Consider the following 16,181-nt stretch of genomic DNA (forward strand, 5'->3'; position numbering starts at 1 on the left):
ATCGTATGACAGATTTGACGATGAGCCCACCGGTGAGCCTCGTGTCACCAAAAGGGTTTCATGCGACAGGCGTTCATGCCGGATTGAAACGAAAGCGTAAAGACTTGGCGCTTCTCGTCTGTGAACAACCGGCGAGCGCGGCAGCCGTCTACACGACGAACCAATTTCAAGCGGCGCCGATTCAAGTGACGAAACAAACGCTTCACGCGTCGAACGGGAAAGTTCGCGCCGTCCTCGTCAACAGCGGCAACGCCAACGCTTGTACGGGTGAGCAAGGAATGAGCGACGCTTACGCGATGAGAGCCAAGGCGGCAGCGCACTTAGGGATTGACGACGACGAAGTCGCCATCGCATCGACTGGTGTCATCGGTCAACTGTTACCGATGGATACGTTGCTCTCAGGGATCGACTTATTGATCCCTACAAATGAGACGGATCAGGCAGAGGCTTTCGCCGAAGCAATCTTGACGACGGACACCGGGGTGAAGACGACCGGGGTCCGCTACGCGGATGGAGAGACGTTCGTGACAGTTGCCGGTGTCGCCAAAGGGTCGGGCATGATTCATCCGAACATGGCGACGATGCTCGGGTTCGTGACGACCGATGCGGTCATCGCACCAGAACTGTTACAAACGGCGCTCAAGCAAAGTGTCGACGCCTCGTTCAACAACATCACCGTCGACGGCGACAGTTCGACGAACGACATGGTGCTTGTCTTAGCGAGTGGTGCTGCGGACACAGAAGAAATCAAAGCAGGGACGGATGCGTTCAACCAATTCACGAATGCGTTGACGGACGTCTGCACCGATCTCGCCAAGCAAATCGCCCGTGACGGTGAAGGCGCGACGACACTGATTGAAGTCGATGTCGTCGGCGCAAAGACAAACGAGACGGCACGCGTCATCGCGAAACAAGTCGTCGGCTCCTCGCTCGTGAAGACGGCGGTATACGGCAAGGATGCGAACTGGGGACGCATCATCGCAGCCGTGGGGGCGACGAAAGAACCGATTGAAGTCGGGCAAGTGGACATCCACATCGGCTCTCAGCTCGTCTTATCAAAAAGTGTGCCGGTCTGGTTCGACGAAGCGCTCGCCTCAGAAGAGATGGGGCAAGACGTCGTCTCGATCCGCATCGACTTGAACGATGGACCGGGGACAGGCAGCGCCTATGGCTGTGACCTCACGTATGATTACGTCAAAATCAACGCGAGTTACCGGACATGAGCATGCGGAAAGTCATTAAGCTAGGCGGGAGCGTCTGGGACACGCTCCATCCGGATTACTTTGCAGAGTGGAAGGGATGGGTCGAAGCAGGTCATGAATTAATTTTACTTCACGGTGGGGGGCCGAGGCTGTCGGCTTACTGTGAGACCCAACAGATCAAGCCCGTCTTTCAAAACGGTCGCCGCGTGACGACTGAAGACGTGCTGACCGGGGCGACGCGTGTACTCGCCGGGGAGATGCAGACAGAAATCGTGACGACGCTCGGCCGATACGGGGTGAACGCGGTCGGATTATCGGGTGTCGATGGACGGATGATCACGGGACGGGAAATGACAGAACTCGGGGCCGTTGGAGAAGTCGAAGCCGTCGACGTGTCGCTAATCGAGCTCCTCACAGGACGCCAATACGTGCCGGTCGTGACGTCGATTCTCTCAGGGGAAAACGGCGCGCTCAACTGTAACGGGGACGATTGTGCCGTCGCGGTGGCCTGCGCCCTTCAAGCCGATTATTTCGAGATGATCACCGATGTGCCCGGCATTCGAATCAACGGCACGTTCCGTGAGATGTTGACGGTAGATGAGATGCAGCGGGCGATTGAATCGGGAGACATTTATGGGGGCATGATTCCAAAGACAGAGGCGCTCCGCTCCGCGCTAAAAGGCGGGGTGGCGCTCGCCGTGATACGGGACGGCAATGACCCGACAGCAGCTGGGACACAAATGAAGGAGGGACACCATGAGCGCATTACTTCCCACATATGGGCAACGAGCCATTGAAATCAAGCAAGCAGACGGCTCATACGTGACGGACGCGACGGGGAAACGGTACCTCGATTTCGTCATGGGTATCGCCGTCTGTAACACCGGGCATCGCCATCCGGCCGTCCTCGAAAAGATCGAGGTGCAGCTCGGGCACGTCTGGCATACGTCGAACTTGTACGCGATTAGTGCTCAGGAGCGTGTGGCGGAGAAACTCGTCTCCGGCACCCATTTGACGCACGCCTTCTTCTGCAACAGCGGCACCGAGGCGAACGAGGCGGCTTTCAAGCTGATTCGTAAATGGACGGGCAAGACGAAAATCGTCACGTTCACCAAGTCGTTTCATGGGCGGACGTTCGCGATGCTTGGAGCGACCGGACAAGACAAAGTGAAGGCCGGCTTCGGGCCGATGGTACCGGACTTCAAGCACGCGCCATTCAATGACAGCGCGGCGCTCGATGTCATCGATGACGAGACGGCAGCCGTGTGGCTCGAAGTCGTCCAAGGGGAAGGCGGAGTCGTTGTCGGCGACGCAGCGTGGTTTGCGGCGTTGCAAGCGAAAGCGGACGAACACGGCGTTAAAGTGGTGATCGATGAGGTGCAGACCGGGATCGCCCGAACCGGCACCCGATATGCGTTCGAACAGACCCCGCTCAAGCCGGACGTCGTCACGCTCGCGAAAGGGCTCGGTAGCGGTTTTCCGGTCGGTGCGCTCTTGACGGCACCGGGAGCAGAGGCGGTCTTTCAAGCCGGGAGTCACGGTTCGACGTTTGGTGGCAATCCGCTCGCCATGGCCGCGGCCGAGGCGACGCTTGACGTCTTGTTCGACGACGCGGCACTGAACCACGTTCAAGAGATGGGTTTATACTTCAAGTCGGGCCTTGCACGTTTCGTCGACGGGGACACATTCATCGACGTGCGCGGCCTCGGTCTCATGCTCGGCCTCGTCGCGACAAAGCCGGTGGCCGATCTCATCAATCGACTGCGAGAAGCGGGTCTCCTCGTCGTCGCGGCCGGACCGGACGTGATTCGGTTCTTGCCGTCACTGCTCGTCAGTCAACAGGAGATCGATGAGGCGCTCGCTATCATCGAACAAGTCGTCACAAAGGAGCTGGTGCAATGAACGGGACATTGACGTTACAAAACGGGATGACGTTTGACGGGACATGGGAGACGAGTGCGCGTCTCGGGAAAGGGGAGGTCGTCTTCTTCACCGGCATGACCGGCTATCAGGAAGTGTTGACCGACCCGTCATATGCCGGACAAGTGATCGTCTTCACGTATCCGCTCATCGGACAGTACGGTCTCGAGGCGGAGGCGTCTGAAAGTACGGACATTCAAGTCGCTGGGGTCATCGTGCAGACGCTCGCAAGAAATGGCCAGTCGAGTGATTTGAGAAACTGGTTGGAACAAGCCGGAATCCCGGTCTTATCCGGAATCGACACGCGGACGCTCGTCCACATGTTGCGCCAAGAAGGCGACCAATGGGGGCTTTTGTCTACGAGTGCGAACGGTCATGTCGAAGGCGACTTCCTGCAAATCACTGAGACGGTTACGACTGCGAAGCCGGTACAACTCGGAACAAGCGAAAAAGGACACATTGTCTGTCTTGACTTCGGGGTGAAGTCATCGATGGTCGAGGCGATGCTCGCACGCGGTTATGCCGTCACGACGCTGCCGTATGATACGCCGGCAGCAGAAATCCATCGCTTGAAGCCGGATGGGGTGCTCGTCTCGAACGGACCGGGCGACCCGCGTGATTTGATGGACCGCATTGAGACCGTACGCGAAGTGGCGCTTCGTTATCCGACACTTGGCATTTGTATGGGCCATCAACTCATCTCGCTTTCGTTCGGAGCGTCGATTGAGAAGCAGACGTATGGGCACCGTGGTTCAAACCATCCGGTGCGAAACGTACAGACGGGTGAGGTGTGGATGACGTCGCAAAACCATGGATATGTCGTCACGCGCGACAGTCTCGAGCGGACACCGCTCGAGCTGTTGTTCGAGAACGTGAACGACTCATCCGTGGAAGGCACGAAACATCCGGAGGTGCCGATTCTGACGGCCCAGTTTCACCCGGAAGCAAGTCCTGGACCGAAAGAGGCGCAGGCGTTATTCGATCAATTCGATGAAATGATTCAACAAGGGGTGAACGTGTATGCATAAGAAAGTGCTCGTCATCGGCTCTGGTCCGATCATCATCGGACAAGCTGCCGAGTTCGATTATTCGGGGACACAAGCGTGTCAGGCGCTTCGGGAGGCAGGGTGCGAGGTCGTATTGTTCAACTCGAACCCGGCGACGATCATGACCGACCCGGGCATGGCCGACAAGACGTATATCGAGGCGATGACGCTCGAGAAAGCCGAGATGATCATTGAAGCAGAGAGACCGACACACGTGCTCGCGACCGTCGGGGGACAGACCGCGCTCAATTTGGCGCTCGCGCTTGATGAAGCGGGGATTCTCGCTGCGCATGGGATCAGCCTGCTCGGAACGTCGCTCGAGACGATTCGTGACGGCGAGGACCGGGAACGCTTCAAACGAAAGATGCATGAACTTGGCGAGCCTCTCCCGGTTAGCATGACAATCGAATCGATCGATGAACTCGATACGTTCATCAAGACGGCGGGCGTCCCGCTCATCGTCCGCCCGGCGTTCACGCTCGGGGGCACGGGCGGCGGCATCGCTGCCACCGTGACGGAGGCATACGAAATGGCAAGCCGTGGTCTAGAGGCGAGTCCGATCTCGCAATGTCTCGTCGAAAAGAGCATCGCTGGTTATAAAGAGTTCGAATATGAAGTGATGCGTGACGAGAACGGCACGTGCATCATCGTCTGCAACATGGAAAATGTCGATCCGGTCGGCGTCCATACAGGTGACTCGGTCGTCTTCGCCCCGGCTCAAACGTTGTCTGACACGATGCACCAAACGTTACGGAGCGCGGCGCTTCGCATCGTCTCAAGCCTCGGTGTCGTCGGCGGCTGTAACATCCAGTTCGCCGTCCATCCGACCGAACCGGATTACTACGTCATCGAAGTCAATCCGCGTGTGTCACGCAGTTCCGCCCTCGCCTCGAAAGCGACGGGTTACCCGATTGCCAAAATCGCGACCCGTCTCGCGCTCGGCGAACGGCTGGACGACTGCATCAATCCCGTGACGAACGGGACGATGGCGAGCTTTGAACCGACGCTTGACTATGTGACGGCGAAAGTGCCGTGTTTCCCGTTCGACTTGTTCAAAGGGACCGACCGCGCCCTTGGTCCGCAGATGAAAGCGACCGGGGAGAGTATGGCGATGGGGAAAACGCTCGAGGAAGCTCTTCAAAAAGCATGGCGTGGCGCCGGGGTCGAACAAGCCCCACTCTATCCGGCCTGGATGAAAAAAGCGGACGCGAGTGAACTGTGGAAAGAAGTGCTCGCTCCGACCGACCGGCGTCTCCATGCCTGTCTCGCCTTAATGGATCGCGGTTTCGCCTCTCGTAGTGAGCTTGAAGATCAGACGGGAATCGTCCCGCACTTCATGACGATGCTCGAGACGCTCGTCGCTGTAACGAGAGCTGAAGACCTGTTGACGGAGCCGAACTTGTGGCAGGCCAAACGTCTCGGGTTCACGGATGAACAAATCGCCGCCATCTCGGACGTGACGATTCAAGACGTTACGCAGATGCGTTCGATGTTCGGCATTCATCCGGTCTATCACATGGTCGACACGTGTGCGGCCGAGTTCGAGAGTCAGACCCCTTACTTCTATGGGACGTGGCACGGGAAGACGGAAGTGAAAGCGAGTAGTGCGCGGAAAGTCGCCGTCATCGGTGCCGGCCCGATTCGCATCGGCCAAGGCATCGAGTTCGATTACAGTTCAGTCCATGCCGTTTGGGCGCTCCAACAGCAAGGAATCGAGGCGATCATGATCAACAACAACCCGGAGACGGTCTCGACCGATTTCACAGTCGCCGACCGCCTGTACGTCGAACCGCTGACGATTGAAGACGTCACCCACGTCCTCGAGGCGGAAGGCTGTCGCGACGTGCTCATCCAATTCGGTGGACAGACGGGCATCGCTCTCGCCCACGCGCTCGAGGCAGCGGGTTATCACTTGCTCGGTGCCTCGGCCGACGTCATCGACCAGATGGAAGACCGGGATCGGTTTTATGCGTTCCTTGATGAAATCAACGTGGCTCACATCCCGGGAGAAGAGGTGGGGACTGCCGCCGGTCTCTATGACGCCGTCGGCCGAATCGGTTATCCGTGCGTCGTCCGACCGTCTTACGTCATCGGCGGGAAGGGAATGCACATCTTGCAGTCCGAGCCCGACCTCGACCGGATCATCCCGGACCTCGCCTATCCGCTCCTTGTCGACTTGTACGTCGCCGGCCGCGAACTCGAGGTCGACTGCGTGACGGACGGTCAAACCGTATACGTACCAGCCATTTTGGAACAAATCGAGGCGGCCGGTGTTCACTCTGGTGACTCGACGATGGTCATGCCGCCGGTCGAGACGTCCGAGGCACACCAACGACAAATTGACACAATCACGAAGCAGATTGGTCAGGCACTCTCGTATCGTGGAGCGCTCAACATCCAGTTCGTCTTAAAAGACGACACGATCTACGTGCTTGAAATCAACCCGCGTGCGTCACGGACCGTCCCAATCGTCAGCAAAGTGACAGGTGAGCCGCTCGTTGAATGGGCGACGCTCGCCGCGCTCGGCCACGCGCTAGAAACAATCGTGCCGGACGAGCGGAAACAACTCGCCGGTTATGCGGTGAAGACACCAATTTTCTCGAGCTTGAAGCTGCCGGGTGTCGACCCGCTCACGGGACCGATCATGCGCTCGACGGGGGAGACGCTCCAATTCAGTCCGGTACCGGTCGTTGCCGAACGGTTCTGTTACGATGCGACGACGACACGTGTGATGGCGCGACAACAAATCGTGTACGGGGAAGGCTGGGAGACGTTTGGCGATGTGCCGCTCGACACGGCCGTCGATTTCCAACACGTCGCCGTCCTCTTCTCGCACGTACCGGCCGAGCAACCGATGCGGGAGGCGGCGGTGCGTCACGGCGTCCACGTCATCTCGGAGCACCACCTCGCCTTGTATTACCAAGCGACGATCGACACAACGTCCGTGCCGGTTCGTCCGTTACAGGCGATGCATACAAAGGAGGAATTACCGTTATGACGACAAAGACACGCAAGCACTTGTTGACCCTTGAAGAATTGACGCCGACGGATTTAGACGAACTTATCCAATTGGCGTTAGATGTGAAACATGACCCATCTGCATACGGAACGACACTCGCCGGGAAAAAAGTCGCCTTATTGTTTGAGAAAGCGTCGACTCGTACGCGTATGTCCTTCGAAGTCGGAGTCGTCGAACTTGGCGGCTATCCGCTCTTCTTGAGCGGGAACGACCTTCAAATCGGACGCGGGGAACCGATCACGGACACGATCCGCGTGATGAGCCGTTACGTCGATGCGCTCATGATTCGGACGTATGCCCATGAGACGGTCGAGACGCTCGCGGAGGTGGGATCGATTCCTATCATTAACGGCTTGACGGACACGCACCACCCGTGCCAAGTGCTCGCCGACTTGTTGACGATCGAAGAGACGTTCGGATCGCGCCAAGGGAAAGTGTTGACGTATATCGGTGACGGCAACAACATGGCCCATTCGCTCATGCTCGGCGGGGCCTTGAGCGGGATGCATGTGCGCATCGCCTCGCCGGACGGCTATACGGTCGACGAGACGATTTACAACAAGTCAGTCGCGCTAGCTGAAGCGACAGGTGGGAGCGTGACACTCTACACCGATCCGGCTATAGCAACGGTTGGCGCAGATATTGTCTATACGGACGTGTTCGCGAGCATGGGTCAAGAAAGCGAGGCTGAAGAACGGTTGCACCGCTTCGCGACGTTCCAAGTGGACGGAGCACTGATGGCTAAAGCGAACGAAACCGCGATTTTCCTGCACTGTTTGCCGGCGCATCGTGGGGAAGAAGTGGCAGCTGACGTCATCGACGGACCGCAGTCGCTCGTCTTCGACCAAGCCGAGAACCGGCTGCACGCGCAAAAAGCGCTCATGATCACGTTGCTCGCCTAAACAAAAAGAGAGGGTCCGCCTTGGATGGCGGACCCTCTCTTTTTCATAAGAATCGTGCGAACAGGCCGAAAACGGCGAGTCCGATGATCACGTAAAAAATCCATTTGCCTTCACCCGTATGGATGATAGGCGGCGAATATTTACGCGGTTTGTATTTCCCGTAGCGAAGCGGACGCGAGAACGGGACTGTATAGCGCGACAGCGGATAAGCAAGCAGGAACCCGGCGAGGAACCCGTACACATGCCCCCATAGTGAGACGTTCGATCCGATCAACGTGAAGACGGCACTGATGGCGACGAATATATAGACGAGACGGGCGTCTTGACTATAGATAAGCGTCCGACGGAAGCGTCCGATGAACACATAGAAGCCGAGGATGGCCAAAATCGCACCTGAAGCGCCGGCTTGGAGATAGAACAATTGGTTCACCGTGAAATACGTCAACAAGTTGGCGAGTGCCCCGGCGACGAGGTAGAACAAGGCGAACCGCACATGCCCGACCATTCGCTCCATCGCCGGACCGAAAATGATGAGCGCGAACGAGTTGAACAGCAAGTGACCGAGCCCTAAATGGATGAAGTTCGCCGTCACGAGGCGGTACCACTCGCCTTCTGCGAGCGCGAGGTGGAACGAGCCACCGAGTGTGACGATTCGAAGTGAAGGCATCAAAGAATCGATGACAAACACGACTAGTTGGATTACAATGAACAGCGTTACGAGCGGATAGGCTCGTACGAACGTTTGAACATTCTCTGTACGACTAAACATAGCATCACCTCTTTCCTCAATTGTATAAGGAAACGAGTGAAAAAGGAAAGGAGCGAGTGTCCTGTGATTGTAGGAATCGGTATCGATATCGTCGAGCTTGAGCGGATTGCTCGCTCGATTGAACAACCGCGCTTCATCGATCGGCTCTTGACCGAGTCGGAACGGGAACGCGCCCTCGGATACACGAAAGAGCGGCGCATCGAATTCATCGCCGGTCGCTTCGCGGCGAAAGAGGCATACGCCAAAGCCGTCGGAACGGGCATCGCCCGTGGCTTGTCGTGGCAACAGATCGAAGTGCTGCCCGATGAGGCCGGCCGGCCACAGATGACCGCGCCTTTCCCAGGACGGATTCATGTCAGCATTAGCCACAGCGAACGATACGCGGTGGCACAAGTCATCATCGAAGAGGGGGATCACCATGTTTCGTCCAAGTTGGATTGAAATCGACCGGGCGGCGATCGCCCATAACGTAACCGAGATCAAACGCCGTATCCCGCAGGAACTCATGGCGGTCGTCAAAGCGAATGCTTACGGGCACGGCGCTGTCGAAGTCGCGAACATCGCGCTCGACAATGGGGCTACGATGCTCGGGGTCGCATTACTCGAGGAAGCGATCGAGTTGCGTGAGGCCGGCATCACCGCACCGATTCTCGTCATGGAAGCCCAGTTCCCGGAACAAGCGGGTGTCGCTGCGGCCCATAACGTCATCTTGTCCGTTTTTTCGGCCGACTGGTTGGAAGAGGCGAAACGGTATTTAAACGACCGACCGCTCACAGTGCACGTCAAAGTCGACACCGGCATGGGCCGTCTCGGGCTCCGAACACGGGACGAGCTCGATGCGTTGCTCGCCGCCGCCGACGGGCACTTCGTCATCGACGGCATCTATACCCACTTTGCGACAGCCGATGAACCGGATAGCGAGCTCTACTTTGACCAGCAGGAACGATTCGCGCAATTGATGGAAGGGCTCTACTCCCGATTCCGCTACATTCATACATCGAACTCGGCCGGGGCCATCCGGATGGCCGGGGAAGATGTGCCATATAACTTGGTTCGGGTCGGGATCGCGATTTACGGCTTGTACCCGTCAGCGGAGATGGCATCCTCTTATTCGTTTCTCCGCCCCGCTTTCACATTGAAAAGTAAGCTCATGCAAGTGAAGCGCCTCGAGGCAGGACAGACGATCAGTTATGGTGCGACGTATACGACAGCAGGTGACGAGTGGATCGGGACGGTGCCGGTCGGTTATGCGGACGGCTGGATCCGGAAAGCGAGCGGGTTTCACGTCGATGTCGACGGAGTGCGTTGCCCAATCGTTGGACGGGTGTGCATGGACCGCTTCATGATCAAGTTGCCGCATGAATTTCCAGTCGGCACCATCATCACGCTCATCGGCGGCCCGGTCGCCATCGATGAGCTGGCGGCCCATCTTCAGACGATCAACTACGAGGTCGTCTGTCAGTTGACGAGCCGATTGCCGAGACACTATGTGTGAATCGGAAAACGTGTGAAATTATCTGAATTCTTTCGCGAATCCTCTATATTTTCCCAAACGCGCGTGTTATATTGATAAAGAACGCGGGAAAATTTCCGCCAGTCATTGAAACGATTCTGGAGGTGTAAGATGTTGAAACAGCGAACAGCGGGTGCATTGGCATCCGTTCCAGATCGGTTCTCGCAGCATGGGGGTCCGATTTCTATGAAAGATCGTGAATCATTGTCGTTGAATGATGTAGTGACGTACTTGTCAAAAGAAATTGCTGACCGACAACAAACACTGCGTGAAGAATTGGCGAAAGGCTATCAAGAGATGGCCGCGTTTAATTTGAATATGGCAGAAGAGATGCTGATGATTGAGACGGAAGCCGAACATGCTCTCTTACGTCAAGTAAGCGGGGTGTGAGCGGAGTGATCGTAAAGCGTGGTGACGTGTTTTATGCGAATCTGTCGCCCGTAGTCGGTTCAGAGCAAGGTGGAGTTCGCCCGGTCCTCGTCATTCAAAACGATATCGGCAATCGCTTTAGCCCGACCGTCATTGTCGCTGCGATTACGGCTCAGATCCAGAAAGCAAAACTGCCGACTCATGTGGAAGTATATCAAGTCAAACACGGTCTTGAACGAGACTCTGTGATTTTGCTTGAACAGATTCGAACGATTGATAAGCGTCGTCTGACGGATAAAGTCACTCATCTCGATGATGAGACGATGCGCAAAGTGGATAAGGCGCTAGAGATTAGTATGGGATTAATCCCGCTCTAGCTTACATATGATTAAAACCGGTACATGGGTATCGGTTTTTTTTCAAAAAAATTATAAAATAGGTTTAAGAATCTGTAATACGGGAATTACAATTAATCGTACTCAATTTTTCTGTACGCAACATTAGGAGGGAATAACGATGGATTTAGCGATTCGCGAGCAAGTTATTGGAGAACAATTACACCTTTACGTATCCGGAGAAGTGGATACATATACTGCTCCCAAACTGAAGGAAGTATTGCATCCGGCAATTACGGAGCAAAACGTCATCGTTCATTTGGATGAAGTGGATTATATGGACTCGACAGGTCTCGGCGTGTTCGTCGGAGCCCTTAAAATAGCAAAACGTAACGAAAAAGAGTTGTCGCTCGTCGGGGTGACCGACCGCGTCAACCGTCTCTTTGAATTGACAGGACTTCACAAGTTGCTCTCGATCAATACAAACGTAAGAGGTGGCACGCAATGAACAGCATCGAACAGACGGTGATGACGTTCCCGGCCAAACCGGAATATGTCGGTGTGGTCCGTTTAGTCGTCTCAGGAATCGCTAACCGTATGGGATATACGTACGACGAGATCGAGGATATTAAAATCGCGGTCTCGGAAGCTTGCGGCAACGCAGTCCAACATGCTTATGAAGACCAAGAAGGTGAAGTGAAACTCACGTGCGGCGTGCACGCGGATCGTTTGGAAATGACGATTGAAGACTCGGGCAAAACGTTCGCCGACGATGTGAAACGCCAAGCGGCGCCGGTCGAAGAGACGGCTGAAATCGAATCGCTTCACGAAGGAGGACTCGGTCTGTTCCTCATTGAAGCGTTAATGGATGACGTCTCGATCAACAAAGACAACGGTGTCAAAGTGACGATGACGAAACTCCTTAACAGGGACGAGGTGGATCAGAGTGCCAGCAAAATCTCAACAACGCCATCACAGTGATGATGAAGTACTAGAGTGGATTGAACGGTATCAGCAGGACGACCAGAACGAAGAAGTCCAAATGCTGCTCATCAATCGCTACTCGGACCTCGTCGAAGCGCTTGCGCGAAAGTTCTCCCGGGGCCGGGCCATCCATGATGACCTCGTCCAAGTCGGGATGATCGGATTGCTCGCGGCACTCCGCCGTTTCGACCCGGAGTTTGGCCGCAGCTTCGAATCGTTTGCTGTCCCGACCATCATCGGTGAGATCAAACGGTTCATCCGAGATAAGACGTGGAGTGTCCACGTCCCTCGCCGGATCAAAGAGCTTGGACCTAAAATCAAGAAGACGGTCGAAGAGTTGACGACAGAGCTGCAACGCTCACCGCGCATCGATGAGATTGCCGACCACCTCGGTGTGTCGGATGAAGAGATTCTCGAAACGCTCGAGATGGGCAAAAGCTATCAAGCGCTGTCTGTCGATAGTTCAATCGAAGCGGATAATGAAGGTTCGACTGTCACATTGCTCGACCTTGTCGGAAGCCAAGAACGCGGCTACGAGTCGGTCGACCAACGCCTCATTCTCGAAAAAGCGTTCAGCGTGTTGAACGAACGGGAACAGGCGATTTTAGAATGTGCCTACTATAAAAACATGAGTCAAAAAGAGACGGGTGAGCTGCTCGGCATTTCCCAAATGCATGTATCACGCTTGCAGCGACGCGCGCTTGAGAAGTTGCGTGAAGCCATCAAAGTCCCGCTCAATGAAGTCTTTTCGAACGATGACTGAGGAGTCATCGTTTTTTTGTCGTCCTGGCGTGAGTTTGCTACACTTCAATATGAGAGAACAGAAAAGGAAGTGATTCGGTTGATCACAAAAATCGCGAAAGAACTGAACTTAAAAGCAAACCAAGTTGAGACGGTGAAGCAGCTGGCCGCAGACGGAGCGACGATCCCGTTCATGGCTCGTTATCGGAAAGAGATGACCGGTAACTTGGATGAAGTCGAAATCAAAGCGATTCTAGACGCTGTCCAATATGAAGAGAACTTACAAAAACGTAAGGCGGATGTGCTCGCGAAGCTAGAAGAGCTCGAAAAATCGACGCCGGAACTTGTACGGGCGATCGAAGCGGCGACATCGCTCCAACAAGTCGATGACATCTACTTACCGTATCGGCCGAAGCGCCGCACGAAAGCCGAACAAGGAAGAGAGAAAGGTCTCCAGCGACTCGCCGACTGGTATCGCGACGCATCGGCCTATTCATTGGAGGACGCACAGAAACTCGCCGGAGATGTCCCGCTCGATGAGGCGCTACCGTTCGTCCAAGCGATCATCGGCGAAGAATGGGGAGAAGAGGCGACCCTCCGGCAAACGCTCCGGACCCGAGTGCGCAAAGAAGCGCTCCTCCGCTCACGCAAGAAAAAGCAGGCCGAAGACGAGAAAGAGATTTTCGCCCAGTACTATGAGTACGAAGAGAAAGTCGCAGGCATCGTCCCGCACCGTGTGCTTGCGTTGAACCGGGGCGAACGCACGGATGTCCTCCAAGTGAAACTCGTGTTCGACGAGACTAGCTTTATGGACCAAGCGCTCCGTCGATTTGACCGGTTGCCGGCCGAGAAGCGAGAGTTGGTCGTGCATGCCGTGAAAGAAACGTATAAAAAGTCGGTCTTTCCGGCCATCGAACGAGAAATTCGCAGCGAATTGACCGAGACGGCGGAAGAGCAGGCGATCGACGTGTTCGCTAAAAACTTAAAACAACTGTACATGCAACCCCCGCTCCGTGAAGTCGTCGTCCTTGGGATTGACCCGGCTTACCGGACCGGATGCAAATGGGCCGTCGTCAATGAGATCGGGAAAGTCGAAGAAGTCGGTGTATTTTATCCGACGGCACCGAAACACGATGTCGCCGGTTCGGAGAAAGTGTTGTCGTCTCTCGTGAAACGTTATCCGATTTCGGTCATCGTCATCGGGAACGGGACGGCGTCACGGGAAACCGAACAGTTCGTCGCGAACTGGCTGAAGACGGCTGAGCGGGACATCGCCTATGCGATCGTCAACGAGGCCGGCGCAAGCGTGTACTCGGCTTCAGAAGTCGCCCGTACCGAGTTCCCGGAATTGAAGGTCGAGGAACGCTCGGCCGTTTCAATCGCGAGACGGATCCAAGATGCGATGGCAGAACTCGTCAAAGTCGACCCGCAATCGGTCGGTGTCGGGCAGTATCAGCACGATGTCAGCCAAAATAAATTAAAAAACTCTCTTGAGTTCGTCGTCGAGAGCGTCGTCAACATGGTCGGGGTCGATGTAAACCGTGCCTCGGAGTCACTTCTCATGTACGTGTCGGGCTTGAATAAGACGACGGCGAAAAACATCGTCGCATATCGGGATGAATTTGGTCGCTTTGACACGCGGAAAGAAATCAAGAAAGTCCCGCGGCTCGGTGCGAAAGCCTACGAGCAGGCGGCAGGCTTCTTGCGCATCACGAACGGGAGTGACGTGTTAGACCAGACAGAGATTCACCCGGAAAGCTATAAGCTGACACTGTCGCTTTTGAAAGAGCTTGGTGTCTCGAAACAAGCGGTCGGTACGGCTGAACTAAGAGACCGGTTAAAAGCCGTTGATGCGCGTCAGTTGAGTGAAAAGCTCGGAGCGGGGTTGCCGACCGTGGAAGATATTTTAAAGTCGCTCGCCAAACCGGGCCGTGACCCACGAGAAGACATTCAAAAGCCGCTTTTAAGAACCGACGTCATGGATCTTGATGATTTGAAAGTCGGGATGGAGTTCCAAGGGACGGTCCGAAACGTGATTGATTTTGGCGCTTTCGTAGATATCGGTGTGAAGCAAGACGGACTCGTCCATATCTCGAAGCTGTCGAATCGATACGTGAAACACCCACTCGACGTCGTGGCGGTAGGCGATATCGTCACCGTATGGATTGAGCAAGTCGACGTAAATCGGGGCCGAATCAGTTTGACGATGTTAGAACCGTCGCAACAATGAGCTGCATATAGAAGAAGAAAGTCGGGGTTGAGCAAAATGATTATATTTTGCTCAACTTTTTTTATGAAAAAGTGTTGACGGTCGTTTTGCCCCGTGCTATCTTATAGAAGTCGCCGAGAAACGGCACGCAAAATTAAAGCTTTTCTAAAAAAGTGATTGACACGTTCCTGGTTTGCGGTTACAATTTAAAGCGTTACTTCGATAAATTCAAGCAACGTTCCGCAATAGCTCAGTGGTAGAGCAACCGGCTGTTAACCGGTAGGTCGTAGGTTCAAATCCTACTTGCGGAGCCATTTTATTTTGGAGACGTACCCAAGAGGCTATAAGGGGCTCCCCTGCTAAGGGAGTAGGCTGGGAAACCGGTGCGAGGGTTCGAATCCCTCCGTCTCCGCCACTTACTTTTTAGAAATTATACATGGCCCGTTGGTCAAGCGGTTAAGACACCGCCCTTTCACGGCGGTAACACGGGTTCGAATCCCGTACGGGTCACCATCATATGGAGGATTAGCTCAGCTGGGAGAGCACCTGCCTTACAAGCAGGGGGTCGGCGGTTCGATCCCGTCATCCTCCACCATTTCAAATTTAAGCACGTATAACGGTCTTGTGGTGTAGGGGTTAACATGCCTGCCTGTCACGCAGGAGATCGCGGTTTCAAATCCCGTCAAGACCGCCATTTACGTTGGGCCGTAGCCAAGTGGTAAGGCATCGGATTTTGATTCCGACATGCGAAGGTTCGATCCCTTCCGGCCCAGCTTTTATTTGAGTCATTAGCTCAGTTGGTAGAGCATCTGACTTTTAATCAGAGGGTCGCAGGTTCGAGCCCTGCATGACTCACCATTTTTTATCCCTCGTAACACCTTATACGCTGCGGTCGTGGCGGAATCGGTAGACGCGCTAGGTTGAGGGCCTAGTGGTGGTTAACACCGTGGAGGTTCAAGTCCTCTCGACCGCACCAATATGCACCCTTAGCTCAGCTGGATAGAGCGTTAGACTACGAATCTAAAGGCCGGGAGTTCGAATCTCTCAGGGTGCACCATTTTTATTATGGGCCTATAGCTCAGCCGGTTAGAGCGCACGCCTGATAAGCGTGAGGACGGTGGTTCGAGTCCACTTAGGCCCACCATTTTAACTGACGAACTTTGAAAACTGAA

15 protein-coding genes and 10 tRNA genes are annotated in these 16,181 nt (G+C 55.1%); 24 read left to right on the forward strand and 1 reads right to left on the reverse strand.

Annotated features, from left to right (window positions below; genetic code table 11):
* The first annotated feature begins 5 nt into the window (after positions 1-5).
* Genes argJ through argF form a run of 6 tightly spaced genes read left to right on the forward strand, consistent with a single transcriptional unit; the run spans position 6 to position 8,089 of the window.
* Positions 6-1,223, forward strand: coding sequence for a bifunctional glutamate N-acetyltransferase/amino-acid acetyltransferase ArgJ (argJ, locus tag JJU47_RS09730; RefSeq protein WP_228618759.1), 1,218 nt, complete (start codon positions 6-8; stop codon positions 1,221-1,223).
* Positions 1,220-1,999: an acetylglutamate kinase gene (argB, locus tag JJU47_RS09735; RefSeq protein ID WP_228618762.1), complete on the forward strand. Its 780-nt coding sequence runs from the start codon at positions 1,220-1,222 to the stop codon at positions 1,997-1,999. Before argJ ends, argB begins: the two co-directional genes overlap by 4 nt.
* Positions 1,959-3,104 (forward strand): acetylornithine transaminase, encoded by a 1,146-nt coding sequence (locus JJU47_RS09740; RefSeq protein WP_228618764.1) that lies wholly within the window; start codon positions 1,959-1,961, stop codon positions 3,102-3,104. The genes argB and JJU47_RS09740 overlap by 41 nt, the downstream gene beginning before the upstream one ends.
* Positions 3,101-4,150, forward strand: coding sequence for a carbamoyl phosphate synthase small subunit (locus tag JJU47_RS09745; protein WP_228618767.1), 1,050 nt, complete (start codon positions 3,101-3,103; stop codon positions 4,148-4,150). Before JJU47_RS09740 ends, JJU47_RS09745 begins: the two co-directional genes overlap by 4 nt.
* A complete protein-coding gene (gene carB, locus JJU47_RS09750; RefSeq protein WP_228618769.1) occupies positions 4,143-7,166 on the forward strand; it encodes a carbamoyl-phosphate synthase (glutamine-hydrolyzing) large subunit in 3,024 nt (1,007 codons plus the stop codon). The genes JJU47_RS09745 and carB overlap by 8 nt, the downstream gene beginning before the upstream one ends.
* The gene (argF, locus tag JJU47_RS09755; RefSeq protein ID WP_228618771.1) at positions 7,163-8,089 is read left to right on the forward strand and encodes an ornithine carbamoyltransferase; all 927 of its coding nucleotides are present in this window, start codon (positions 7,163-7,165) and stop codon (positions 8,087-8,089) included. The genes carB and argF overlap by 4 nt, the downstream gene beginning before the upstream one ends.
* 43 nt (positions 8,090-8,132) lie before the next feature.
* Here the strand turns inward: argF and JJU47_RS09760 are convergent, their stop codons facing one another.
* Complete coding sequence (locus JJU47_RS09760) at positions 8,133-8,858, reverse strand: rhomboid family intramembrane serine protease (protein ID WP_228618773.1); 726 nt, start codon at positions 8,856-8,858, stop codon at positions 8,133-8,135.
* Positions 8,859-8,921: 63 nt separating this feature from the next.
* Between JJU47_RS09760 and acpS the strand changes: the two genes are divergently transcribed.
* The 18 genes from acpS to JJU47_RS09850 all read left to right on the forward strand — a co-directional run bounded on the left by acpS (position 8,922) and on the right by JJU47_RS09850 (position 16,153).
* Positions 8,922-9,299: a holo-ACP synthase gene (acpS, locus tag JJU47_RS09765; protein ID WP_228618776.1), complete on the forward strand. Its 378-nt coding sequence runs from the start codon at positions 8,922-8,924 to the stop codon at positions 9,297-9,299.
* Positions 9,277-10,353 (forward strand): alanine racemase, encoded by a 1,077-nt coding sequence (gene alr / locus JJU47_RS09770; RefSeq protein ID WP_228618778.1) that lies wholly within the window; start codon positions 9,277-9,279, stop codon positions 10,351-10,353. Before acpS ends, alr begins: the two co-directional genes overlap by 23 nt.
* 129 nt (positions 10,354-10,482) lie before the next feature.
* Positions 10,483-10,761 carry a hypothetical protein gene (locus JJU47_RS09775; protein WP_034808706.1) on the forward strand — a complete coding sequence of 93 codons (279 nt, stop codon included), beginning with the start codon at positions 10,483-10,485 and terminating at the stop codon, positions 10,759-10,761.
* A gap of 5 nt (positions 10,762-10,766) precedes the next feature.
* Entirely contained in the window at positions 10,767-11,117 is a 351-nt protein-coding gene (locus JJU47_RS09780) for a type II toxin-antitoxin system PemK/MazF family toxin (RefSeq protein WP_024372092.1), read from the forward strand.
* Between the two features lie 139 nt (positions 11,118-11,256).
* Positions 11,257-11,583 (forward strand): STAS domain-containing protein, encoded by a 327-nt coding sequence (locus JJU47_RS09785; protein ID WP_228618780.1) that lies wholly within the window; start codon positions 11,257-11,259, stop codon positions 11,581-11,583.
* Complete coding sequence (gene rsbW, locus JJU47_RS09790) at positions 11,580-12,056, forward strand: anti-sigma B factor RsbW (protein WP_228618784.1); 477 nt, start codon at positions 11,580-11,582, stop codon at positions 12,054-12,056. Before JJU47_RS09785 ends, rsbW begins: the two co-directional genes overlap by 4 nt.
* Positions 12,022-12,822, forward strand: coding sequence for an RNA polymerase sigma factor SigB (gene sigB / locus JJU47_RS09795; RefSeq protein ID WP_021068185.1), 801 nt, complete (start codon positions 12,022-12,024; stop codon positions 12,820-12,822). Before rsbW ends, sigB begins: the two co-directional genes overlap by 35 nt.
* A gap of 78 nt (positions 12,823-12,900) precedes the next feature.
* The gene (locus tag JJU47_RS09800) at positions 12,901-15,030 is read left to right on the forward strand and encodes a Tex family protein (RefSeq protein WP_228618787.1); all 2,130 of its coding nucleotides are present in this window, start codon (positions 12,901-12,903) and stop codon (positions 15,028-15,030) included.
* Between the two features lie 218 nt (positions 15,031-15,248).
* Positions 15,249-15,323: transfer RNA gene (locus tag JJU47_RS09805), tRNA-Asn, on the forward strand.
* Between the two features lie 9 nt (positions 15,324-15,332).
* A tRNA-Ser gene (locus JJU47_RS09810) sits at positions 15,333-15,424 on the forward strand.
* Positions 15,425-15,447: 23 nt separating this feature from the next.
* Positions 15,448-15,522 (forward strand) — tRNA-Glu (locus JJU47_RS09815).
* A 6-nt stretch (positions 15,523-15,528) separates the two neighbouring features.
* Positions 15,529-15,604 (forward strand) — tRNA-Val (locus JJU47_RS09820).
* Positions 15,605-15,627: 23 nt separating this feature from the next.
* Positions 15,628-15,703, forward strand: a tRNA-Asp gene (locus JJU47_RS09825).
* A gap of 7 nt (positions 15,704-15,710) precedes the next feature.
* Positions 15,711-15,782: transfer RNA gene (locus tag JJU47_RS09830), tRNA-Gln, on the forward strand.
* 9 nt (positions 15,783-15,791) lie between these two features.
* Positions 15,792-15,867 (forward strand) — tRNA-Lys (locus JJU47_RS09835).
* A 30-nt stretch (positions 15,868-15,897) separates the two neighbouring features.
* Positions 15,898-15,985 (forward strand) — tRNA-Leu (locus JJU47_RS09840).
* A 4-nt stretch (positions 15,986-15,989) separates the two neighbouring features.
* A tRNA-Arg gene (locus tag JJU47_RS09845) sits at positions 15,990-16,066 on the forward strand.
* Between the two features lie 10 nt (positions 16,067-16,076).
* Positions 16,077-16,153: transfer RNA gene (locus JJU47_RS09850), tRNA-Ile, on the forward strand.
* The last annotated feature ends 28 nt before the right edge of the window (positions 16,154-16,181 follow it).

This window comes from Exiguobacterium sp. (assembly GCF_020832205.1).
In the GTDB taxonomy this organism is placed as follows: domain Bacteria; phylum Bacillota; class Bacilli; order Exiguobacteriales; family Exiguobacteriaceae; genus Exiguobacterium.